Here is a 23,114-nt window from a genome sequence, read left to right on the forward strand (position 1 = left end):
TTAGTGTAGTTTTGTGAATATAGTAAATTCTAGAGTTATTTAAAAATGCCGATCAATATCCAAAAAATATACATTGTGCTCATATTTTATCATACAAATATTATGCGATCCTTAAGTTATTTAATGAAAGGATTTTGAGAAAATCAGCCGACTTCCCTTCCTCCGTCACGCGACTTGTTCGCGGATCCAGAGAATAAATTCGTACGAGGAGTAGAATTGAATGGCCAATACTCCTAATACTTAGGATGGCTAAAGTTCAACTTCTTTTTCCAAACCTTGCGGGTGAACATTTTTCTTCGCTTTTCTTTTCTCGTGCCAGGTTTGCAGCATCACAAAAAAGGCAGGGACAAAAACTACAGCGAGGCAAGTCGATGCCAACATCCCACTGCATACCGCAATGCCAATGGACTTCCGTGCATTAGCCCCAGCACCTGTTGCAAATACTAAAGGCATCACTCCCAGAATAAAGGCAAAAGAAGTCATTAAAATAGGGCGAAAACGGGTTTTAGCACCAATTACAGCAGCTTCCATAATCGATTTATTATGAAGCTCATGCTGTTCTCTTGCTACTTCAACAATTAAAATGGCGTTCTTTGCAGCCAAAGCGATCAGCAGCAATATCCCAATTTGGGTATACATATTATTAGAAAGACCCAAAGCGGACAAAGCGAGAACCGTTCCAATTAGGGCTAAGGGAACGCTTAATAGAATTGCAGCAGGAGCGATCCAGTCTTCGTATTGACCGGCAAGAATCAGATAGACTAAAACCAGTGACAAAATAAAGATATAATAACTCATATTTCCGGCAATTTTTTCCTGATAGGCAGTACTCGTCCACTCATAAGAAACACCTGCTGGCAAAACTTGCTTCGCTAAGCGCTCCATCACTTGCATGGCTTGGCCCGAACTATATCCTTGTGCCGCAGCCCCATAAATATTACTGGAAGGGTATAAATTATAAAGAGAAATGATGGACGGTCCCACGGTAGGTGACATATCAGTCAGGGTTCCCAATGGCACCATTTCACCGGATTTATTTCTAACGTAATAATTACGAACATCGCCAACCGTCATGCGAGAATCTGCATCTGCCTGAACATAAACCTGAAACACCTGTCCGAATTTTGAGAATAAATTCACATAAGAGGAGCCAAGATAGGTTTGTAAGGTATCCGATGCATCGCCCACAGAAACGCCCAAAGCTTCTGCTTTGATACGATTGATTGGCGCAGCAAGCTGAGGGACTGAAGCACGGAAAGAGGTCATCATCCTTTGTAACTCAGGTTGCTGACTTGCGTAGCGAATCAACTGATCGGTAGCCGTTTGCAATTTTTGATAATCGAATGATCCATCTTGCAACTCCACTTGCATCTGAAAACCACCCGAAGTTCCTAAACCTTGAATGGGTGGAGGAATCATAACTAAAATTTTAGCGCCAAGGGTCTTTTCCGCGATGGCATTAAGCGCTTTATACATCGACAGCAAATCCTCTTTTTTACCTCGAACACTCCAATCCTTGAACATCACATACAAAACTCCACCATTGGCAAGGCTCGAGCTGCTATCTAATAGCGAGATCCCATCAATGGTGATCACATTGGCAATTCCATCGATTTTAGATACTTGGTCGCTCAAATCACGCAATAAGGCTTCCGTGCGACCTAAACTGGCACCATCTGGAAGCTGCACGTTCATCATGGCATAACCCTGGTCTTCAAGGGGAATAAACCCAGTGGGTATACGGCTAAGGCCTAGAATTGCCAATAGCACCAAAGCAAGGCCAATGAGACAAACTGATTTATTATTATGGACCAGTCTGTCAATGAATCTGAGATAGGTATTTTCAATAGGGTAGTAATACTTATCAAATAAACGAAAAACAATATTTTTCTTTCTTTGCGGATCAATGGGCCTGAGCCATAAAGCACACTGTGTGGGCTTTAAGGTCATAGCGTTAATCGCACTAATGAACGCGGTTGCGGCGATAACCAAAGCGAACTGGGCGTACATCGCTCCAGTCAAGCCAGGCATAAAACCTGCCGGAACGAATACCGCCATTAATACCAGCGTAATACCAATAATGGGACCCATTAATTCGGCCATCGCATTAATTGCTGATTGTTTGGGTGGCGTCCCTCTTTCAATATGTTGGGTTACGCCTTCAACAATTACAATCGCATCGTCAACCACAATCCCAATTGCTAAGACCAACGCAAATAATGTCAATAAGTTAACGGAATAACCTAAGGCCAACATCGCGAAAAACGCGCCAATGATGGTTACCGGTACCGTAGTTGTAGGAACTAAAGTGGCACGTGCATTTTGTAAGAAAAGCAGAATAACAACCAGAACCAAAATGCCCGCTTCGAACAAGGTTTTATATACTTCGTCTACGGAAGCCTTCACGAAAACGGTTGTATCAAACGGGATTGAATATTCCATCCCTGGTGGAAATTTTTTTGCCATTTTCTCAACGGCTTTACGTACTTCTGTTGCCACTTGCAGTGCATTGGCTCCAGGAAGCTGGTAAATACCAATTGCCGCCGCCGGCTTGTTGTTCAGTTTCGCGATCTGATTGTAGCTGTTAGACCCAAGCTCTACACGACCCACATCGCGAATACGTACAATTTGAGCGCTACTACTTTGATTAGCCGTTTGATTGGACTGTTGTGCGATTGTTTTCACAATAATATTGGCAAATTGATCGACATCAGCAAGTTGTCCCGGAACATTCACTGTAAATTGATATGAGGCTTTACTGCTGGTAGGTGGCGCACCAATTTGCCCGGAAGAAACTTCCTGGTTTTGATGACTAATGGCTTGCAGAACATCACTTGGATTTAGGGAGTAAGCCAACATTTTTTTGGGATCAAGCCAAACACGCATCGCATATGTCCCGGTTCCAAAAATAAGCACATTTCCTACCCCAGGCAAACGCGACAACTCATCTTGCATATTAATTGCAGCATAATTATCCAGAAATAGTCCATCGTATTCATTATTTTTGGAGGTTAGGGTAATAAATTGCAGAATTGCCGTTGATTTTTGTTGGACCAAAACCCCTTGTTTTTGCACTGATTCAGGCAGCTGAGCCATGGCAGATTGGACCCGGTTTTGCACCAATACTTGGGCAAAATTAAGGTCCGTGCCGATTGCAAAAGTAACAATCAAAGTATAGGTACCATTATTCGTGCTGTTGGATTGCATATACAACATGTTTTCCACACCATTCACTTGTTGTTCAATAGGCAGAGCTACTGTTTTGATGAGTGTTTTCGCATCCGCTCCAGGGTAGGTGGTGGTTACCTGTATGGTGGGTGGGACTATGGCAGGATATTGAGATACGGGTAATATAAATACAGCTACCGCGCCCAATAGCACTATGAGTAGTGCGATAACGTTTGCCAATATAGGCCGCTCAATAAAAAATTTAGAAATCATTCTGCCGTTTTCTCACTTGTTGTAACAATTCCTTCGAACAACGCATGCCTGACACAATTAATGCTTGGCTTCCCCATTATTTTTTGGTGGTGTTGTCTTCTCACGTGGCTCAACCTTATTACCAGGAGTCGCATTTTGCAGGCCTTCAATAATTACTCTGTCTTGAGCGGTAAGTCCCGTTGCAACCGCCCGCATTCCCTCTTCTACACTACCTAATTTGACCCTTTTCGTGACCACAACATTGTTCTCATCCACAGTCAATATATAAGAGCCGATTTGGTCATAAAGGATTGCAGTGTCCGGCACAGTTAATTGTTTTTTAGGTCTGGAGATTGCAACTCGCACTTGCACAAAAAGGCCAGGAACAAAAATGTACTCTTTATTTTGTAAAACAGCGCGAAGCTCCATAGTTCCTGTAGACGCGTTAAGACCGGTATTAACAAAATCGAGCGTTGCCTTATACTTCGTTTTAGGATCATTTTGTAAGCTTACTTCTACTGGAATTTTATTAATATCTTCCGGTTTAAACCCACGTGCGCGAGCCGCCGCGCGTAAGTTGATTAAATCAATCTCATTCAGATTAAAGTAAACATAGATGGGATTTATCTGCTCAATGGTGGCTAAATTAGTGGCTTCTCCATGTCCCACAAGGTTACCTATATCCACCAAATGCCGACCAATACGTCCATCAAATGGAGCCGAAATATGAGTATAACTATAATTAATGGCCGCATTTACTTCATCAGCTTCTGATTTATCCAATTCTGCAGCAATCTCGAGAGTTTTGGCGTACCATTTTTCAACTTCATTTAGCGAAGTGGCATGCTCTTTGTACATACGCTGTTGGCGTGCATATTCGGATTTGTTGTATATAAGTGATGCTTTTGCTGCAGCAACAGTCGCTTTCGCAGCCCTAAGTTTTTCAAAATAAGGCTCGGGCTGAATGACAAAGAGCTCTTTGCCTTTTTTTACAAACGTACCATCTACAAACTCGATTGAATCAAGATAACCTTCGACACGTGCAACCAAATTGACCGAGTTATAAGCTACGGTACTCCCTGTTTGGGTCACATATTCTGCCATTTCAGCAATGATGGGTTTTTGCACGACAACGGCAGGTACCGGGATGGTCGGCGCATTGGTTTTGCCAAAAAAATGTGAAATCAAATAAATAAGAAGTAAAATAGCAACAACTATCCCGGCAATTTTGACTGACTTTGAATCTCTGTTAAAGTTCATACCCGATACCATTTTATTTAATTTCCTAATGTTCCCTTAAAATACCCTCACCCCAACATCCCTCTGCCGATATGAGGAGAGAGACTTTTTGTTTGCTGCGTTTCGGTACATCGTTTAATCCTTTACCATTTAGGTAAATAAAGTTGTTTTATTTCATCTTTCTTCGACCGCGGCGGCTCATGATTTTGCTGTTTAAGCAAAGTACCCCAGTTCGTGCGTGCTGCCATTTCAGCTTTTATTTGTTGGGGCACCACATCATTCGCACCGCGAATTTGCCAACCCCCACCCAGCGCACGATAAAGAGAAACCAACGCCAGTGGAATATTTGCCTGGGCATTAACAAGCGAGGTCTGTACGCTTAATTGTTGTTGCTCAGCATTTAAAACCGGGGTGAAGTCTACTTCACCATCAACATAGCGTATTATTGCCAGTCGTAATGTTTTAATCGCAGCATTATTTGCTTTGATTAACGCATGTTCTGCTTTTTTAGCTTCAATATAGGAAATAATACTATTTTGAACTTCTTGCTGTGCTTTCAGCACCAAATTGACGTAGCTTAATAAAGACTGCTGGAACACAGCATCTTGGGCGCGAACTGCGTTAGTAATTTGTCCGTAATTGAGTATTGGCCAGCTAAAAGTCGGGCCCGCTGTAACGGAATGATTCGCCCATTGAAATATATCTGACAATGAATTTTGACCAATATTATTAGAAGAAAAAACAAATGTTCCATTTAAGGCAAAGGATGGAAAAAGATTTGCTTTTGTAGCGCCTATTTTAGCCGATTGTGCAATGGCATCCATACGCGCTTGATAAATGTCTGGGCGTCGTGCCAAGGTTTCGATAGGAATTCCAACAGCTACAGTTGAAGGCGCTTTGGGAATTCCTTTACTTTTTCTCAGTGCCCCATCAACACCGTTAGGCACCGTACCTAATAAAAGGGCCAAGGCATTTTTTTGTTGTTCTAAATTATTTACCAGAGACGGCAGAGAGGCTTCAGTTTGTGAAAGCTCGGTCTGTGCTTGTTCCACATCAATGAGGTTGGTTTGGCCTGCATTATATCGAGCACGAGCTATCTTTAATCCTTCTCTTTGGACCCTGATGTTCGCTTTCGTTACCTGGATTTGTTTCTCATAAGTACGAATTTGGATGTAGGTACTGGCAATATCTGCAGTAAGCGTGACCAAGGCGTTATCATAGGCAGCAACCGAAGATAAAAATGTAGCATCATTGGCTTGAATTGCTCTTCGATATTTACCCCAAAAATCAATTTCCCAATTCGCAGAAAAACCTAATGATAGGGTTTCAAAAGATGAGGGCAAAACCGTTTGCAGCTCACCCCCACCAATTTCATAATAGGTGAAGTTACCAATAGCTGCCTGTTGCTGCGGATATAGCTGACCTACCGATTGGGCTAATAGTGCTCGGGTTTGTAAAACTCTTACTCCAGCGCTTTGGAGGGTCAAATTGTTATGATACCCTTGACAAATTAAGGAGGTCAGCACGGGATCATTAAAAACTTGCCACCATTTCGTGGTGGTAAAAGGGGCCTCTCTTACCGTTGCATCCTTTTTTGGCCAATGAGCAGCAACTGGTTTTATCGGCTCCTTATAATTAGGGCCAACCATAAAACAAGAGCTTAGTAACAGGCATGCAACAAAGGTAAAAATTTTTAACATGGGTACTCAGATTTCCCTATCTAAACTATTTTCCATTATTGGAAATGACTTGAGCTTATTACTTCAAGCACTTTATCACTCCTATGAATTATTTAATAGATCATTGGAGTAAATCCTGGGTTAAACGATGGGGTCCCTGTCATTAGGAATTCATAGCTTGGTGCAGCCCGCTGAATTCGGGATATTTTTTGGCGCTTATAACCTGGGTTTTGGCCCAGGTTATAATTCAATTCAGAATTATTCTGAAGTATTGACTTGCAGGTGAGTCACATTTTGCAAACCACGTGGCAAGCGATTACCTCGTCGTCCGCGCTCTCCTTTATAATGTTCCAGATCGGCACCTTTCAATGTAAAATGACGCTTACCCGCATGCACGGTGAGTGAGTCCGCTGCAGAGAGCACTTGCAAATCAATAACATACTCTTCCCGTGATAATGCTTTAGCAGTAGGAATACTAATTAATTTATTTCCTTTTCCTCGAGATAACTCAGGTACCTCTTTTGCAGAAAAAATTAGTAAGCGGCCAACACTTGTGGCACAGGCAACAAACAACTCATCATGTTTAGGTAAGACGCGCGGTGGCAAAATATGGCTGGATGCCGGTAATTTAATACAGGCTTTGCCGTTGCGATTTTTCACATAGAGATCGCCTATCTTAGCAATAAACCCGTATCCCGCATCACAAGCTAATAACACCAACTGTTCCGCTTCGCCACCAACTACCGCTTCAAACAGGGCACCTTCAGCAGGATTAAGCTTCCCGGTCAAAGGCTCACCCTGCCCTCGAGCCGAGGGCAAAACATGACCCGGCAAAGAATAAACTTTGCCCTCGCTATCGAAAAAGAGGATTTGTTGATTTGAGCGCCCCATGGCTTGAGCCTTAAACTCATCCCCCGCTTTATAACTCAGCTCACTTCCGATTACATCATAACCTTTAGCTGCTCTTATCCAACCTTTTTTAGAGAGCACTACTGTAATGGGCTCATTAGGTAAGATGTCCTCTTCTTTTAATGCTTGTGATTCTTGGCGTACTATAATTGGTGAACGCCGCGCATCACCAAACTCATCTCTGTCTCTAATAATCTCTTCTTTAATCAAGGTTTTTAATCGTTGCTCTGAGGCTAGGATGTTTTGCAGATAATCGCGTTCAGCACAAAGTTCATTCAGCTCACCGCGTATTTTTATCTCTTCCAGCTTTGCTAAATGACGCAACTTCATCTCTAAAATCGCTTCAGCCTGACGATCACTAAGATTAAAACGAGCCATTAATCCTTGTTTAGGCTGCTCATGTTCACGAATGATGGCAATAACTTCATCGATATTTAGATAAGCAATTAGTAAGCCTTCAAGCACATGTATGCGATCGAGCACTTTTGCCAAACGATACTCCAAACGTCGTCTCACTACGGTTAATCGATATGCCAACCATTCGCTCAGGATATCTAGTAAATTTTTTACCCTGGGTCTGCCATCGAGTCCTATCATATTAAAATTAACTCGATAACTGCGTTCCAAATCTGTGGTTGCAAATAAATGAGACATCAATCCTTCGGCATCGACTCGATTTGAACGCGGGATAATAACTAGTCGCGTAGGATGTTCATGATCGGACTCATCACGTAAATCCTCAACCATAGGAAGTTTTTTCTGTTGCATCTGTAACGCAATTTGCTCGATTACTTTCGCACCCGATACCTGATAGGGTAACGCAGTGATGACAATATTTTGCTTTTCCTGACTATAAACAGCCCGCATTTTAATTGAACCATTACCTGTCTCATACATGTTCGCTATGGCTTCGGGCGGAGTTATTATTTCAGCTTCTGTTGGAAAATCTGGACCCTTGATATATTGACTGATTGCGTTTAAATCGGCTTGAGGATTATCCAAAAGATGGATGCAGGCATTAGCCACTTCGGTCAAGTTATGGGGCAGAATATCTGAAGCCATCCCCACAGCAATTCCGGTTGCACCATTCAATAATATATTAGGTAAGCGTGCTGGTAATAATGAGGGTTCTTGTAAAGTTCCATCAAAATTATCAGTCCAATCCACAGTACCTTGTAATAACTCTGAAAGTAAAATTTCCGCATAAGGCGATAAGCGAGCTTCCGTATAACGCATGGCGGCAAATGATTTTGGATCATCAGGGGATCCCCAGTTGCCTTGACCATCCACAAAGGGGTAACGGTACGAAAAGGGTTGGGCCATGAGTACCATGGCTTCATAACAGGCACTATCACCATGAGGATGAAACTTACCTAGCACATCCCCGACCGTACGCGCTGATTTTTTATATTTGGCAGTTGCCTTCAAACCCAGTTCAGACATCGCATAAATAATACGTCGTTGAACAGGCTTTAATCCGTCTGCAATATGGGGTAAGGCCCTATCCAATATGACATACATTGAATAGTCTAGGTAAGCCTTTTCTGTAAATTCAGTTAATGCTTTGCGTTCTGTTACTTCATTCATTGTTTTTTTATTCATGGGATTAATAATTACTATTTAACCATCGTGATGCTCTATTGGAAAGTAATTTTATCAAACTCTGGTTAGTGCATATATAGAAAGAGCTTATAAATTGTGAATAACTTTGTGTGTACGTTCATAATTATGGGGAGCAAATTTATAAGTCATTGAAATTTAATGCATTTTAAAATATGCTTTTTTTCATATCATTTTTATCCTGTGGATAACTTTGTGTATTACAAATAAATATAAGATCAAGTGGTTGTAAATTAAAAGAAATCATAATCTTTTTTTATTCACAATTTTCTCTGCCCGGTCAATTTAATTGATAATGATATATAATTGAATAAAGGGGAAAATGGAATTGACCTATATGAATAACAGCAAAAAGCAAAGTCAGAACTCGCTATTTGCCAATACGGATTCTCAATTTAGCAAAGTCTTGCTTTATTTTATTTTTATACCGGCCCTTATACTCGTAATAATGGATGGCATTTTTGCCTATCGTCAATCCAACAAACTGGTCGAAGCGAACCGTTGGGTAACCCATACTTATGAAGTGATTCATACTACAGATGAAATACTCTATGCCATAGTCAGCATTAATTCGCAGCAAAGAGGCTATCTTATCTCAGGTGATAATCAGTTTATAATGAATATGGATAAGATAAAAACCAGCTTCAAATCAAATTTCGATAACTTGCTTGAATTAACCAAGGATAACCCCTCCCAAGCAGAACGCGTCACGCGTTTTAGAGATTTAACCAACCAACGACTTAGTCAATTAAATCAAACCATTCAATTAAAGATGAATAATCAGTTAAATACACAAGAGGGTATCGATTTTTTCCGACAAGAAGTTGATCTTTCCAATCAAATTAAGGGCTTAGGTCAAGAAATTAAATCGGTTGAATTAGTCCTGCTCAAGGGAAGAAATGATATGGTGTTGACCGATACCCAACTGGCAAACCTAATCAATATAGTTGGTGGTATTGTTAGCATATTCGGGTTAATTTTAGTATTCATCCTGGCCAACAAAGAGCTTGACCGAAGCCTCAAGGCAGAACGCGACCGAAAAAATGTGGAAACGCGCTTAAGGAGTATTCTAGAAAGCGCCACAGACATGATAGCAGCCGTGGATAACAATTGCCGCTACATTATTTTTAATGAAGCTTATCAGCGCGAATTCAAACGTTTATTTGGTAAGTCTATTTCTGTAGGGATGAGTTTGGAGGAGGCATTTGCCGAGAGTCCGAGCTCAAAAAATAAATTAATCGAGGCATGGAAGGAGTCACTAAAAGGAGAAGAAGTTGTTAAAAATATTGAGGTGGAACTTCAAAAAAAGCGGGTGATCTATGAAATTACATCCAGTTTAATTAGCGATGAAAAAAACGTAATTAGTGGCACAATGCATATTATCCGCAACATTACCAAGCAACTTGAAGAACAACTTGCTCTTAAAGACTCTTATGAAAAACTCAACGCCGGAATGCAAGCTCTACAAGATAAAAACGAACAAATTACGCTGCTTGTCGAGATGAGCGATATCATGCTCGCGTGCAACTCTCAAAATGAATTAAGTAATGTTATGACCAAATATTGCCAGCGAATGTTGCATTTTGCCAGTGGTTATTTGTATGTGATGCATCCCTCAAAAAACTATCTTGAACTAGCAACAACTTGGGGCGAGCCAAATACTCAAGAAGCTACTTTCACTCCCGAACAATGTTGGGCACTTCGTTTGGGGAGAATTCATCATGTTCGGTCAAACCACCATGAATTAATTTGCAATCACGTAAACATTACCAAAGAACAAAACTCAACATACATCTGTGTGCCATTAATGGCGCAAAATGATATTTATGGTTTGTTATACTTAGAAATTGTAGAAGAAACCCCAATTGCATTTTCTGAAAGTCAGCGTCTTTTAATTACTGCGTTTGCCGAGTTAACTGCACTAGCCTTTGCTAATGTTCGTTTAAGGGAGAATCTCCGATATCAATCCATGCGTGATCCTTTGACCGGTTTATATAACCGACGTTATTTAGAGGATTTTCTTTTAAAACAAATTCACCAATCAGAGCGCACTAAAGTGCCACTCGCTGTATTGATGTTAGATTTAGATCACTTCAAAAAAATTAATGACACTTATGGGCATGATGCGGGTGATGCCGCCCTAAAAGAACTAGGAAAAGTGTTACAAGATGATATTCGTATAGGGGATATTGCTGCACGTTATGGTGGGGAAGAGTTTATAATTGTCTTTTATGACACCAATGCCGATATGATTAAAACCCGTGCTGAGAGCATAAGGCATTCCGTTTCGCGAATACAAATAAAATATGGAGCGCAACACGTAGGTCCAATAACAATTTCTATCGGTATATCTGTATTTCCTAATAATGGGCGTACCCCAGAGGAATTAATCGAGTCAGCTGACAAAGCTTTATATTTTGCAAAAGCAAACGGCAGAAATCAGGTTATTTTATATTCAGAAATTGGCAATAAAAAATTTCCAACGCCTGAAAAAAAGAATGGGGAGAACAAAACAGATAATCGAAGATTAATGTAATTTGGTTAAATTCCCAATTTATGAATATGAAGAAGAAAAACCATGGTGAATTGGAGCCTCTTTAATAAAAAGTATAAAACAAAAGAGGCTACAAAATTGGAACTACATAACTATTTAACTATTTTTCTAACTTTTTGAATAGCTCGAATTTGTGCAACAGCACGAGCTAATTCTGCAGCAGCTACGGAATAATCCATTTCACCGCCTTTGCTTGACATTGCAGCTTCGGCTTGCGCTTTAGCAGCAAGAACAGCAGCTTCATCAAGATGATCAGCACGCTCAACCACATCGGCAAGAACAGTCACACAGTTGGGTTGTATTTCCAGCATTCCACCTTGAACATAGTAAATTTCTTGGTGACCACCAGGCAAGGTAACTCGTACCTCACCTGGCTTTAGAACTGTAAGCAAAGGTGCATGACCGGCTGTAATACCTATTTCGCCTAATTCTCCGGTGGCAACTACCATTTCTACTACACCAGAGAATATTTCATGTTCAGCACTAACAATGTCTAAGTGCGTTGTTCTAGTCATATTTGCCTACCTCACAAGGTCTTAGCTTTAGCAACCGCTTCCTCAATGCTACCAACCATATAAAAGGCTTGCTCAGGTAAATCATCATATTCACCCGCGAGAATACCTTGGAAGCCTTTGATCGTATCTTTCAAAGAAACGTACTTTCCTGGAGAACCAGTAAATACTTCAGCAACGAAGAATGGTTGTGACAAGAATCTTTGGATTTTACGCGCACGAGTAACAACACGTTTATCTTCTTCAGATAATTCGTCCATACCCAGAATAGCAATAATATCTTTTAATTCTTTATAGCGTTGTAATGTTTGTTGTACACGACGAGCTGTATCGTAATGTTCTTGTCCTACAATTAATGGATCTAATTGTCGAGAAGTAGAGTCCAAAGGATCTACTGCAGGATAAATACCTAACTCAGCAATTTGACGTGACAATACAACTGTAGCATCCAAGTGAGCAAACGTAGTTGCTGGGGATGGGTCAGTTAAATCGTCCGCAGGTACATATACCGCTTGAATTGAGGTGATAGAACCAGTCTTGGTAGAAGTGATACGCTCTTGCAGCATACCCATTTCTTCAGCAAGTGTTGGTTGGTAACCCACTGCGGAAGGCATACGGCCTAAAAGTGCTGATACTTCAACACCTGCCAAAGTATAACGATAAATGTTGTCAATAAATAACAACACGTCACGGCCTTCGTCACGGAATTTTTCAGCCATAGTCAAGCCAGTTAGTGCCACGCGTAAACGGTTACCTGGGGGCTCATTCATCTGGCCGTAAACCAAGGATACTTTGTCTAATACATTAGAGTCTTTCATTTCATGATAGAAGTCATTTCCTTCACGAGTACGCTCACCTACACCCGCAAATACTGAGTATCCACTGTGCTCAATCGCGATGTTTCGGATTAATTCCATCATGTTAACGGTTTTACCCACACCGGCACCACCGAATAGACCCACTTTACCTCCTTTCGCAAAAGGACAAAGCAAGTCAATAACTTTAATACCTGTTTCAAGCAATTCCTGACTTCCAGCTTGCTCTTCATAACTTGGCGGTTTGCGGTGAATTGACCAATGCTCTTCAGCACCAATTGGACCTGCGTCATCAACTGGACGACCCAAAACGTCCATGATGCGGCCCAGAGTTTTTTTGCCAACAGGCACTTGAATAGGATTCGCTGTATTTTCAGCTTTTAAACCGCGCTTAAGTCCTTCGGTTGTTCCCATTGCAATAGTACGAACTACACCATCACCCAGCTGTTGCTGTACTTCAAAAACCAAATCACCATCAACAAGTTTCAATGCATCATTGATTTTAGGGACATTCTCACGGGGGAATTCCACATCCACAACCGCGCCAATAATTTCTACTACAGTTCCTAAGCTCATTTTATACCCTCTTATAAAGCGGCTGCGCCACCGACAATCTCTGCTAACTCTTGAGTAATAGCAGCTTGTCGAGCTTTGTTATAAGCCAATTGAAATTCTTTAATCAAATCACCGGCATTATCCGTTGCGTTTTTCATTGCAATCATTTTAGCCGCTTGTTCACAAGCAATATTTTCAACTACTGCCTGATAAATCTGTAATTCGATATAACGTTCTAAAAGATTATCGAGCAATTCCTTAGCATCAGGTTCATAAATATAGTCCCAATGATGCCCCATTACATTGCTGTCTTCTTCTGATTTTGGCAATGGTAGTAATTGTTTCACCACTGGCTTTTGAGTCATGGTGTTAACAAACTCGTTGTATACAACATGCAATGCGTCAATGGTGCCATTACTAAACGCATCAAGCATCACTTTAACGACACCAATTAGGTCGTTAATGCCCGGTGTATCACCTAGATGATCTTTTGAGCCTAGAACATTGCTTCCTACTCGTTTAAAGAATGCTTGTCCCTTACGGCCAATTACAGCAATGTCAACCTCTTTGCCTTGCTCTTTCCAGCTACGCATCGTACGTACGGTTTCACGCAATAAGTTTACGTTGAGACCACCGCACAGACCGCGGTCTGTGGTAACCACAATTAGCCCAACACGATTAATCTCGCGGTGGGTCATAAAAGGATGTCTGTACTCTGAATGTGCACGAGCAATATGCTTAACTACACTGTAGATTTTACTGGCATAGGGTTTGGATGCGCGCATTCGTTCCTGAGTTTTACGCATTTTGCTTGCCGCCACCATTTCCATCGCACGAGTAATTTTTCGAGTCTTATTAATACTCGAAATTTTCGAACGGATTTCTTTTGCTCCAGCCATAATATCACTTCGCCTTAAATTGACTTACCAACTTGCTGTACGTTTAAAGTCCTCTACAGCTTTTTTCAATTTTGCTTCAATGTCATTATCGTAAGCACCCGCTTCACTGATCAGCTGTAGTAGATCGGGATGCGAGGAACGCATATAGTCATGTAATGACGCTTCAAACGCAGCAACTTCACTTACAGGTACATCATCCAAGTAACCTTTTTCAACAACAAACAATGCAGTTCCCATTTCTGCAACAGATAATGGCGAATATTGTTTTTGTTTCATCAACTCAGTAATTCGCTGACCGCGCTCTAACTGCTTACGCGTTGCATCGTCTAGATCTGAAGCAAATTGAGAGAACGCTTCCAATTCACGGAATTGAGCTAGTGCTAAACGTGTTCCACCGCCCAGCTTTTTCATAATTTTGGTTTGAGCAGCACCACCAACACGTGATACAGAAAGACCGGAGTTAATTGCGGGTCTTACGCCTGAGTTAAATAAATCAACATCAAGGAAGATCTGACCGTCGGTAATTGAAATAACGTTTGTAGGAACGAATGCAGATACGTCACCGGCTTGCGTCTCAATAATTGGCAATGCAGTCAATGATCCTGTTTTTCCTTTAACTTCACCATTTGTTAATTTTTCTACTTCATCAGCATTAATTCGTGCAGCTCGCTCTAACAAACGTGAGTGCAAATAGAAAATATCACCAGGATATGCTTCACGACCAGGTGGTCTTCTTAACAACAAGGAAATTTGTCGATAAGCCCATGCCTGTTTGGTTAAGTCATCGTATACAATTAATGCATCTTCACCGCGCTCCATGAAGTACTCGCCCATGGTGCATCCAGCATAAGGTGCGATGAATTGTAATGCAGCTGAATCAGACGCACCCGCAACGACTACAATGGTGTGCTCTAATGCGCCGTGCTCTTCAAGTTTACGTACTATTGCTGCCACAGATGAAGCTTTTTGGCCTACTGCTACATAAACACACTTAACGCCAGTGCCTTTCTGATTAATGATTGCATCAATTGCGATTGCAGTTTTCCCTGTTTGGCGGTCACCAATAATGAGCTCTCGTTGTCCACGACCAACGGGGATCATAGCGTCAATCGCTTTTAATCCGGTTTGTACGGGTTGGTCTACAGATTTACGTGCAATAACGCCAGGAGCAACTTTTTCAATAGGAGCCATTCCTGATGCATCGATAGGACCTTTACCATCAATTGGATTTCCTAATGCATCAACAACACGACCTAAAAGCCCTTTACCCACTGGAACTTCAAGAATACGTCCAGTACATTTGCCTTTCTGGCCTTCAGCTAAAGTAGAATAATCACCAAGAACAACCGCGCCTACCGAGTCTCTTTCAAGGTTGAGAGCCAGACCAAAAATTCCGCCTTGGAATTCAATCATTTCCCCAGCCATTGCATCCTCAAGGCCATGCAAGCTCACAACACCGTCTTTCAAACTGACAATAGTACCTTCATTACGTGACTCAGATACTACACTAAAGTGTTCTATTTTCTTTCTGATTAATTCACTGATTTCAGAAGGATTTAACGCTACTTGTTCTGACATGGAAACTATCCTCTAAATTATGCGGCCAATTCTGTACTGAGCTTATTAAGCTTGCCACGAACTGAACCATCTATAACTAAATCGCCCGCTCGAATTATTGCTCCACCAAGCAAGGAAGGATCAATACTGATTTTTAACGAGACCTTGCGCTGTAAGCGCTGACTTAATGATTCGATTAAGCGCTGTTGTTGCGCATTTGATAAATCAGAATAACTGCTAACATCAACACACAGAGTTTTTTCTTGCTCTGCACGATGTGCTTCATAGAGTGCACAGATATCTGGAAGCAATAACAATCTTTTATTTGTAGCCAATAAAGTAATTAAATTGTTTAATGGCGTATTTTCATTTGATTTTACATTGATTGCTGAACACAACAACTCGATATGCTGCGCTACCGTTGTTCCTGGATTAGCAATAAACTTCTCCGCTTCAGGCATCAGCACAGCTTGTGCAAGATTTCCCAAATGTGCTGACCACTCAGCTAATTTTTTTTCCCCTAAAGCATATTCAAATATGGCTTTAGCATAGGGTCTGGCTATGGTGGTACTATCAGACATTTTAAATCTCTTCTATCAAGTTATCTAACAAAGCAGTATTTGCTTTAGCATCAATTTCGCGCTTCAAAATTTTCTCAGCACCACTTATTGCTAAGTTTGCAACCTGTTTACGGAGTTCATCTTTAGCATGATTGACTTGTTGCAGTAATTGCTCTTGTGCCAATTTCACTTGCATTTGCGCTTCATGTTTTGCAGCTTCTTTTGCTTCTTCGATGATTTGCGCAGCACGTTTATTAGCTTTTTCAATGATGTCTGCTGATTGAACTTTAGCTTGTTTCAATTCATCTTTTACACGATGTTGTGCCAGTTCCAATTCTTTTCGACCACGCTCAGCAGCTGCTAAACCATCGGCAATTTTGTCTTGTCGCTCTTCCATTGCTTTTGCTAATGGAGGCCATACTAACTTCATGGTAAACAAAACAAACGCTGCAAAAACGAGCATTTGTACTATTAATGTTAAATTAATTTCCACCGTTTAATCTCCTGTAACAATTAGGGCGCCTGGCGCCCTGATCATGTGTTATCAAGAACCCAGGTTGCTTAGGAAAGGGTTTGCGAAAGTAAAGAACAATGCGATACCCACTCCAATCATGGTTACGGCGTCTAACAGACCTGCAACGATGAACATTTTTACTTGTAACATTGGAACCATTTCTGGTTGACGAGCTGAGCCTTCAAGGAATTTGCCACCAAGCAAACCAAATCCTATCGCTGTGCCCAATGCACCTAAACCAATTAACAAGGCAACCGCAACAACGGTCATACTCTGAATTTGTGCTATTAAACTAGCGGCTTGCATATTTATCCCCTTTACAATGGATGAAAATTAAATCGGTTAATGATCTTCGTGTGCCAAACTAAGGTAAACAATCGTTAGCACCATGAAAATAAATGCTTGCAATGTTATCACCAATATGTGGAATATTGACCATGCCAGCGCCAAAATAAATTGTGCTGAGCCTAAAGTCGCAGTACCCAGTGTTGATGAAGTTGCAGCATTTAAGGTTAACAGCGCGATCAATATGAATATTAATTCGCCTGCATATAAGTTACCAAATAAACGAAGTGCTAGTGAAATTGGCTTAGCAACCAGACCAACCACTTCGAGCAGCAGGTTAAAAGGTATGAATCCAGGGTGATTAAAAGGTTGTAAGGTTAATTCTTTGAGGAACTTTTTGGGACCTTTTATTTTAATACTGTAAAAAATAATTAGAATAAATACTGAAAGGGATAATCCAAAAGTTAAGTTTAAATCGTTGGTTGGCACTACTTTAAGATAATGGATTCCACCAGTTTGAGCCAGTGCCGGTAATATATCTACAGGCAAAATGTCCATGAAATTCATCAGGAAAACCCAGAGGAATATGGTTAATGCCAAGGGACCTATTAAGTTATTCTTGCCATGGAAGCAATCTTTAACCTGATTATCTGCAAATTGCAGCATAATTTCCGCAAAGTTCTGTAATTTACCGGGTATGCCCGTAGTCACTTTGCGTGCACCAAAATACATTAGCCCACAAGCCAAAATTCCTAAAACAATAGAGAAAAATAATGTGTCAAGATTCAATGTCCAGAAACCACCCGAACCCAATTTCATATCACTAACGTTATAAGTAAGATACGTTAAATGATGCTTAATGTAGTTTGTGCTAGATACCATTTCAGTCACTTTCAGGCCTATTCTGTTTATTTACAATAATCAACGGGGCAAACCAATGCGTCATCTGTATCATAATGTATGCCGCAAAAAACGCTAACGGTGTGATTTTAAAAAGCAAAAACACCGCAGTGAATAGGAATATGGATATAACTATCTTTAATGCTTCGCCTTTATAAAAACTATTTACAATCTGTCTGGCTGAACGTGCACCTTGATACTTAAATAGTTTGCTTGCAAAATACGCATTAGGAACAATACACACCATACCACCAAGCAATGCTGAACTCGCTGCATTAGTACTATATACTAGTGCACATAAAGCTGCAAAGACCAATGTAACGCCTAACTGTATAAGCCATAATCGTACAATTCCGCGTTTACTTAGTTGTTTGTTCACATATTCACCTAAGTTTCACCGCGCGAATTATAAAGCAACCCACAGGAATAATCAATGCCATATTTTATACATATGCGATTGTTTATTGATTATTGGCCCAATATTATCAAGCGATACGATTGACCTCTGGGATGGGTAGAGGCTGTTCTTATGTGCTAACTCGTCTTTGATGGGGTCTCAAGAGTAAAAAACCCATATTGCAGAACAAATCAAAAGACGTTCATTTCTCCATATACTTATTGGGTTTTCTTCTGTCGAAGTCCCCTTAAACTCGATTTTAGCGTCTATAATTAAAGTGTGGAACTTATTATCGCAACTTGGGTAATAAGTAGTGTTTATTAACCTCGCAAAAGGAAAGAACATGCCTGATAAGATCCAACGTACTGCAGCCAGTCTGCAACAAAAAATGCTCGCTCGTTATAGCGATGGGTTACATCATAAACATAACAAACATCATCTAGAATATCGACAACACTATAGATCCCACCCTTGTAATCAAACCAATGGCTTTAATGAGGAAGAAGAAGAGTTAAATGGCTCTACGGGATTAGTACGTCAATCTAATTTAAGGAAAATGCGTAAACGACCTGATAAGGGAAATTTCCATTAATATACATTCATCCTAAAAAAAGCGGTTGGATGTATGTGCTGCTTGAATCAATCGTTTTTTTTAGGATTATCCTACAGAATTATCTTGATAAGTAAAATATTTTAGCATTTTTACCACGCGTACAACGTCGCTGGTCTCTCGTGCCATATTAACTACTTTTTCAGCTTGTTCTTTATGAACATCTCCCATCAAATAGACCACTTGATCGGAAGTAACAATTTTAAATGCATTAGGATCAATCGAATCATCTGCAAACATTTGGCCGCGAATTTTCGCGGTTATCCAACTATCTAGCATCAAATTAGATTCTTCAGTACGAACTTGTACTTGATTAAATAAACGTCTATAACCTTTTACCTTAGCTAACCGGCGACTCAATTTGTTTTTCATTTCTACTGATGGTACGTGGCCAGACACTAAAATATCACCATTGAACACGGCAATATCAATCACGCATTCATTATTTTTGAAGGCGTTATCCACGGTTATCGCATTATTCACCTTAATATTTAAACTGTAATCATCCAGTTTTTTATATACATTATGTCTGTCGTAAACCATAGTAGCGCCAGTCCATAAGCCGCCTACACAGCTAGATAAACCAAATAGAAGACCTGCAAGTAATACGGCAAAACATCCTTGTTTTAACATTTTATTTAATGAATATATTGGAAAATTTTAACGACTTTATCCACACCATTAACGCGTCGCGCTGCATCAACTGCAAGAGCAGCTTGCTGCTGGTTAACGATACCCATGAGATAAACTACTTTATTTTCGGTCACAATACGAATCGATCCAGACTCAAGTCCCTTTTTGGCTAACATTCGGCTACGGACTTGACTGGTGATCAAACTGTCTTTGGATCGTTCTGTAAGCGGTAAAGGATATCCAACTGAGATTTCATTATAAACTCTATGGGTACCAGGAGCACCTCGGGCTATTTTTTCTGCTAAATCGCGTAAAGATGGAGTAGGCGTTTGTCCTACAAGTAAAACCGAACGATTAAAACTCGTCACAACAACTCGTGAATCACTAAACTGTCGATTTGTAACTATTGCCTTATGAATAACATGAAATAAGCGCGCATCAGCCTCCATAGTGATGACACCACGGCGATCATAAACCATTCCAGCCACTGCTCCAGTTACTACAGCCGCAACACAACCTGTGAGTAAGGTTGTTGCTAAAAGAAAAGCGATTGATTTTAATTTGAAACTCATTTTTTTTTACCCCAACACCTGACCAAATAAGGACTGGTCAATTAAATCACAAAAGCAGTGCAAGATGAACAAGTGCATTTCTCTAATTCGTGCTGAATTATCTGAAGCAACGCGAAGCTCAATATCTTCTGGGCCTAAATGATTTGCAAGTACACCTCCATCCCTTCCACTTAAAGCTACGGTGTCCATTCCTCGTTCATTCGCAGCATGCAGTGCATGCAACATACTGTCCGAGTTACCCGAGGTAGTTAGTAAAAGTAATACATCATTTTCTTGCCCTAACGCCTGAATTTGTCGCGCAAAAACCTGGTTATAATGATTATCATTTGCAGAATAGCTTAAACTGCTCGCATCTGTACTTAAATTAATTACCGGAAGAGAGGGTCTTTCCACTTCAAATTGGTTCAACATAGCGCTTGCAAAATGCATGCAATTGGCACTCGAGCCCCCATTTCCACACAATAATATTTTTCCATCCGCAAGCAAGCAATTTACTAAACGTTGTCCCGCTCTGGCGATTGAATCAGATAACGAGTCAGCAAGTGCTATTTTGGTTTCTATATTGACCCCAAACAGATGTCTTACTCGATCTTCCATTTGTCCCATCATGTTAAACCTCTACTTCATAATTTTTTGTAGCCTGAGTGGACACTTCCATCACCCTGAACTCTTCGCTTACCCAAGCTATGTTTAATTAATAATCTGCACCAAACGCATCCTTTATCCAATTAATGGAAGCTGTTGCTCCATCAATACTTACCACATCAAAACGAAGAGCGAATTGATCATACATTCGATGCTTCAGTAGATAATGGGTCGCTGCTTTAAGTATCTTTTGTTTTTTTGTATAAGTAACACTTGCGATCCCACCACCAAATTGGGTAGAAACCCGCGAACGTACTTCTATAAAAACTAATTGTTCTTTATCACGCATAATTAAATCAACTTCACCCAAGCGGCAGGTGTAATTTTGCATAATTAAAGTAAGACCTTGTTTTTTCAAATAAGCTAATGCTTTTTCTTCCGCAATACGGCCTTTTTCATAAGTCATCACTTACACGGTCTCACCTAAGGAATGGACAAGGCCTTGTTTGAACTGCCCCCATTCCAACACACGTGCAACGTGTTGAGACGGCTGCATGTATAAAATTCCTTCCCCATTACGTGACTTATCCGCAGGGAATAGCATTAATTGATTTAATTGGGTGGCCAAAGTATAACTGTCTATTCCTAAAGCATACAATCGGTTATAACTGTTAAATTGTTCAGGCCAATTGCGTGTACCTGCCTGATGCGCAAACACCCAAGGAATGTCACAAAAAATAATCCCATCCAAATCTTTATCTTTCAGTGGATTAGCACTCCCGCTATAAACACTTGCCGTAGCATACACAGGAACGTCTCCTGCATAATAATAATTCAGTAAAGGCATAATTTGACGCGCTTTTGAGGGATAGGCCAACAGAAATACCATATCAAAATCTTGCCTGCGACTAATAATTGGCTGAATCCTTTGTCCTAATAATTCCCTTAATTTTTGTTCACGTTGCTGACTATCACTGATTTGTAAAAAATCTTTCATTTTTTTATTCAAATCATCGCTAGCACCATAGCGTAACGTACCAACAATTCGACCACCACCTTTTTGCCATTGTTGCTCAAACGCTTTGGTGATCTCTTTTCCCCAATCATTTCCTGGGGCAATAATTAACGCCCGATTATATCCTTTATTTTTTGCTCTAATGGCTACCTGGGTTGCTTCATTTGCGGGTGAAAGCCCAAATGAATAGGAATTTTCCTGAATATTAGTATCCGCATCATTTAATAAGAGGGTAGGAACAGGGTGTGGTAAGGCCGCAACGGTAGCTACTTGAGATTTTGTTAAAGGCCCTACAATGTAATCGGCACCCTCATCAATTGCATTTTGATACAAAGAGGCAATATCACCTTTATTGGTATCATAAGATTTCACTTGCATGGAGGATTCACTGTTATTATTTTTATATGCAGCCATAAACCCATCACGTACAGCGGTTCCTGGTCCTTGCAATGCACCACTCATAGGTAACAAAAGTGCTACTTTTTTGGGTTGAGGACGCATTTTATTTGCCATCGAGTCCAGAGGATTAGGTAAAATAGTACCTGCTGGGTGATTATTGTACTGAGATTGCCATTGATTTAAAGCAACCAGCAGAGACTTTGGATTATCACGATACTTGCGTGAAATCAAAGCAAGTTGAATCCAACCTTGAAACACAGGTTGGGTTGATGCTTGAGTAGCCAAATTGCTTAATTCGGTTTGTGGCATCCGGGTCAGGGTTAACCAAAGGGTGCGACGATTATTATCCAGGCTTTCTTGATCTGCCAACAAAGTTTCAAGTTTTATCCGCTCATTAATTGCCTCTAATTGTTTTCCTTCTCTGGAGTAGGCTTGAGCCAAGAGTTCATGAAGCTGAATTTTTTGATATGCAGAAAATGAATTCATTTCGCTAATATTGGCTAATTTATTTAAAGCCGTTTTAGGTCGATCACGGATTAGGTCAATTTGGGCCAATAAAAGATTTTTTTCATCTCGAAGTTCCGGTGTTAACTCAGAAGTCTGTGCTAAAATAGCAGCACCTTGCCGCCATTGGCCCTCTGAGATCAAACGCCCTGCAGCCAAGAGTAACGATTCTTGCTTTTCAATTCCTTCTTGATTTTTAGCCTGAGTCAGATAATTTGCAGTAGGTTTAGAATAAGGATTCGCTATTTTTTTCTCTACCTTTGGTGCAGGCACTGGCGCTGCCATTTCGGGAGGATTCACGGCGGTAGTACACTGACAAAGAAAAAAAGTAGATGTCAGTAAAAAAAAAGCGCGAATTTTTATTAACATGTTTTTCAAGAA

At 40.6% G+C, this 23,114-nt stretch carries 20 protein-coding genes; 2 read left to right on the plus strand and 18 right to left on the minus strand.

Going from position 1 to position 23,114, the window contains the following annotated elements; all coding sequences use genetic code 11:
- Positions 1 to 249: 249 nt before the first annotated feature.
- The 4 genes from ACWTE2_RS07280 to parC form a co-directional block, all read right to left on the minus strand.
- Positions 250 to 3,441 (minus strand): efflux RND transporter permease subunit, encoded by a 3,192-nt coding sequence (locus tag ACWTE2_RS07280; RefSeq protein WP_454784820.1) that lies wholly within the window; start codon positions 3,439 to 3,441, stop codon positions 250 to 252.
- A 57-nt stretch (positions 3,442 to 3,498) separates the two neighbouring features.
- Positions 3,499 to 4,680 (minus strand): efflux RND transporter periplasmic adaptor subunit, encoded by a 1,182-nt coding sequence (locus tag ACWTE2_RS07285; RefSeq protein ID WP_255464274.1) that lies wholly within the window; start codon positions 4,678 to 4,680, stop codon positions 3,499 to 3,501.
- A gap of 122 nt (positions 4,681 to 4,802) precedes the next feature.
- The gene (locus ACWTE2_RS07290; protein WP_454784821.1) at positions 4,803 to 6,359 is read right to left on the minus strand and encodes an efflux transporter outer membrane subunit; all 1,557 of its coding nucleotides are present in this window, start codon (positions 6,357 to 6,359) and stop codon (positions 4,803 to 4,805) included.
- A 237-nt stretch (positions 6,360 to 6,596) separates the two neighbouring features.
- On the minus strand, positions 6,597 to 8,849 hold the full coding sequence (parC, locus tag ACWTE2_RS07295; RefSeq protein WP_454784822.1) for a DNA topoisomerase IV subunit A: 2,253 nt from the start codon (positions 8,847 to 8,849) through the stop codon (positions 6,597 to 6,599).
- A 355-nt stretch (positions 8,850 to 9,204) separates the two neighbouring features.
- On the opposite strand from parC, the gene ACWTE2_RS07300 reads away from it, so the two are divergent.
- Positions 9,205 to 11,403, plus strand: coding sequence for a sensor domain-containing diguanylate cyclase (locus ACWTE2_RS07300; protein WP_454784823.1), 2,199 nt, complete (start codon positions 9,205 to 9,207; stop codon positions 11,401 to 11,403).
- Positions 11,404 to 11,513: 110 nt separating this feature from the next.
- Here ACWTE2_RS07300 and ACWTE2_RS07305 read toward each other — a convergent pair whose 3' ends face one another.
- Genes ACWTE2_RS07305 through ACWTE2_RS07345 form a run of 9 tightly spaced genes read right to left on the minus strand, consistent with a single transcriptional unit; the run spans position 11,514 to position 18,397 of the window.
- Entirely contained in the window at positions 11,514 to 11,936 is a 423-nt protein-coding gene (locus tag ACWTE2_RS07305; RefSeq protein ID WP_182392105.1) for a F0F1 ATP synthase subunit epsilon, read from the minus strand.
- A gap of 11 nt (positions 11,937 to 11,947) precedes the next feature.
- A complete protein-coding gene (atpD, locus tag ACWTE2_RS07310) occupies positions 11,948 to 13,324 on the minus strand; it encodes a F0F1 ATP synthase subunit beta (protein ID WP_182392106.1) in 1,377 nt (458 codons plus the stop codon).
- An 11-nt stretch (positions 13,325 to 13,335) separates the two neighbouring features.
- The gene (gene atpG, locus ACWTE2_RS07315; protein ID WP_182392107.1) at positions 13,336 to 14,202 is read right to left on the minus strand and encodes a F0F1 ATP synthase subunit gamma; all 867 of its coding nucleotides are present in this window, start codon (positions 14,200 to 14,202) and stop codon (positions 13,336 to 13,338) included.
- A 24-nt stretch (positions 14,203 to 14,226) separates the two neighbouring features.
- Positions 14,227 to 15,780, minus strand: coding sequence for a F0F1 ATP synthase subunit alpha (atpA, locus tag ACWTE2_RS07320; protein ID WP_182392108.1), 1,554 nt, complete (start codon positions 15,778 to 15,780; stop codon positions 14,227 to 14,229).
- Positions 15,781 to 15,797: 17 nt separating this feature from the next.
- Positions 15,798 to 16,340, minus strand: coding sequence for a F0F1 ATP synthase subunit delta (locus ACWTE2_RS07325; protein WP_454784824.1), 543 nt, complete (start codon positions 16,338 to 16,340; stop codon positions 15,798 to 15,800).
- Between the two features lies 1 nt (position 16,341).
- On the minus strand, positions 16,342 to 16,812 hold the full coding sequence (locus tag ACWTE2_RS07330; RefSeq protein ID WP_182392110.1) for a F0F1 ATP synthase subunit B: 471 nt from the start codon (positions 16,810 to 16,812) through the stop codon (positions 16,342 to 16,344).
- A 51-nt stretch (positions 16,813 to 16,863) separates the two neighbouring features.
- Positions 16,864 to 17,139 carry a F0F1 ATP synthase subunit C gene (gene atpE, locus ACWTE2_RS07335; RefSeq protein WP_010655291.1) on the minus strand — a complete coding sequence of 92 codons (276 nt, stop codon included), beginning with the start codon at positions 17,137 to 17,139 and terminating at the stop codon, positions 16,864 to 16,866.
- Positions 17,140 to 17,175: 36 nt separating this feature from the next.
- Positions 17,176 to 18,000, minus strand: coding sequence for a F0F1 ATP synthase subunit A (atpB, locus tag ACWTE2_RS07340; protein ID WP_454784825.1), 825 nt, complete (start codon positions 17,998 to 18,000; stop codon positions 17,176 to 17,178).
- A gap of 1 nt (position 18,001) precedes the next feature.
- Positions 18,002 to 18,397: an ATP synthase subunit I gene (locus ACWTE2_RS07345; RefSeq protein WP_454784826.1), complete on the minus strand. Its 396-nt coding sequence runs from the start codon at positions 18,395 to 18,397 to the stop codon at positions 18,002 to 18,004.
- A gap of 361 nt (positions 18,398 to 18,758) precedes the next feature.
- Between ACWTE2_RS07345 and ACWTE2_RS07350 the strand changes: the two genes are divergently transcribed.
- The gene (locus ACWTE2_RS07350) at positions 18,759 to 19,007 is read left to right on the plus strand and encodes a hypothetical protein (protein ID WP_182392113.1); all 249 of its coding nucleotides are present in this window, start codon (positions 18,759 to 18,761) and stop codon (positions 19,005 to 19,007) included.
- 66 nt (positions 19,008 to 19,073) lie between these two features.
- Here the strand turns inward: ACWTE2_RS07350 and ACWTE2_RS07355 are convergent, their stop codons facing one another.
- The 5 genes from ACWTE2_RS07355 to ACWTE2_RS07375 all read right to left on the minus strand — a co-directional run bounded on the left by ACWTE2_RS07355 (position 19,074) and on the right by ACWTE2_RS07375 (position 23,102).
- On the minus strand, positions 19,074 to 19,658 hold the full coding sequence (locus ACWTE2_RS07355; RefSeq protein WP_454784827.1) for a BON domain-containing protein: 585 nt from the start codon (positions 19,656 to 19,658) through the stop codon (positions 19,074 to 19,076).
- 5 nt (positions 19,659 to 19,663) lie between these two features.
- Positions 19,664 to 20,230 carry a BON domain-containing protein gene (locus ACWTE2_RS07360; RefSeq protein WP_454784828.1) on the minus strand — a complete coding sequence of 189 codons (567 nt, stop codon included), beginning with the start codon at positions 20,228 to 20,230 and terminating at the stop codon, positions 19,664 to 19,666.
- A gap of 6 nt (positions 20,231 to 20,236) precedes the next feature.
- Positions 20,237 to 20,836: a D-sedoheptulose-7-phosphate isomerase gene (locus ACWTE2_RS07365; RefSeq protein WP_454785023.1), complete on the minus strand. Its 600-nt coding sequence runs from the start codon at positions 20,834 to 20,836 to the stop codon at positions 20,237 to 20,239.
- Positions 20,837 to 20,924: 88 nt separating this feature from the next.
- Positions 20,925 to 21,281 carry a YraN family protein gene (locus ACWTE2_RS07370; protein WP_454784829.1) on the minus strand — a complete coding sequence of 119 codons (357 nt, stop codon included), beginning with the start codon at positions 21,279 to 21,281 and terminating at the stop codon, positions 20,925 to 20,927.
- Between the two features lie 3 nt (positions 21,282 to 21,284).
- On the minus strand, positions 21,285 to 23,102 hold the full coding sequence (locus ACWTE2_RS07375; protein ID WP_454784830.1) for a penicillin-binding protein activator: 1,818 nt from the start codon (positions 23,100 to 23,102) through the stop codon (positions 21,285 to 21,287).
- Positions 23,103 to 23,114: the final 12 nt, after the last annotated feature.

The organism is Legionella nigrisilvae, assembly GCF_977063395.2.

Excerpts from the sequence above, each read along its gene's own strand:
- ACWTE2_RS07280 (WP_454784820.1), bottom strand. The coding sequence starts at position 3,441 with ATGATTTCTAAATTTTTTATTGAGCGGCCTATATTGGCAAACGTTATC.
- ACWTE2_RS07285 (WP_255464274.1), bottom strand. The coding sequence starts at position 4,680 with ATGAACTTTAACAGAGATTCAAAGTCAGTCAAAATTGCCGGGATAGTT.
- ACWTE2_RS07290 (WP_454784821.1), bottom strand. The coding sequence starts at position 6,359 with ATGTTAAAAATTTTTACCTTTGTTGCATGCCTGTTACTAAGCTCTTGT.
- parC (WP_454784822.1), bottom strand. The coding sequence starts at position 8,849 with ATGAATAAAAAAACAATGAATGAAGTAACAGAACGCAAAGCATTAACT.
- ACWTE2_RS07300 (WP_454784823.1), top strand. The coding sequence starts at position 9,205 with ATGAATAACAGCAAAAAGCAAAGTCAGAACTCGCTATTTGCCAATACG.
- ACWTE2_RS07305 (WP_182392105.1), bottom strand. The coding sequence starts at position 11,936 with ATGACTAGAACAACGCACTTAGACATTGTTAGTGCTGAACATGAAATA.
- atpD (WP_182392106.1), bottom strand. The coding sequence starts at position 13,324 with ATGAGCTTAGGAACTGTAGTAGAAATTATTGGCGCGGTTGTGGATGTG.
- atpG (WP_182392107.1), bottom strand. The coding sequence starts at position 14,202 with ATGGCTGGAGCAAAAGAAATCCGTTCGAAAATTTCGAGTATTAATAAG.
- atpA (WP_182392108.1), bottom strand. The coding sequence starts at position 15,780 with ATGTCAGAACAAGTAGCGTTAAATCCTTCTGAAATCAGTGAATTAATC.
- ACWTE2_RS07325 (WP_454784824.1), bottom strand. The coding sequence starts at position 16,340 with ATGTCTGATAGTACCACCATAGCCAGACCCTATGCTAAAGCCATATTT.
- atpE (WP_010655291.1), bottom strand. The coding sequence starts at position 17,139 with ATGCAAGCCGCTAGTTTAATAGCACAAATTCAGAGTATGACCGTTGTT.
- atpB (WP_454784825.1), bottom strand. The coding sequence starts at position 18,000 with ATGGTATCTAGCACAAACTACATTAAGCATCATTTAACGTATCTTACT.
- ACWTE2_RS07350 (WP_182392113.1), top strand. The coding sequence starts at position 18,759 with ATGCCTGATAAGATCCAACGTACTGCAGCCAGTCTGCAACAAAAAATG.
- ACWTE2_RS07355 (WP_454784827.1), bottom strand. The coding sequence starts at position 19,658 with ATGTTAAAACAAGGATGTTTTGCCGTATTACTTGCAGGTCTTCTATTT.
- ACWTE2_RS07360 (WP_454784828.1), bottom strand. The coding sequence starts at position 20,230 with ATGAGTTTCAAATTAAAATCAATCGCTTTTCTTTTAGCAACAACCTTA.
- ACWTE2_RS07365 (WP_454785023.1), bottom strand. The coding sequence starts at position 20,836 with ATGGGACAAATGGAAGATCGAGTAAGACATCTGTTTGGGGTCAATATA.
- ACWTE2_RS07370 (WP_454784829.1), bottom strand. The coding sequence starts at position 21,281 with ATGACTTATGAAAAAGGCCGTATTGCGGAAGAAAAAGCATTAGCTTAT.
- ACWTE2_RS07375 (WP_454784830.1), bottom strand. The coding sequence starts at position 23,102 with ATGTTAATAAAAATTCGCGCTTTTTTTTTACTGACATCTACTTTTTTT.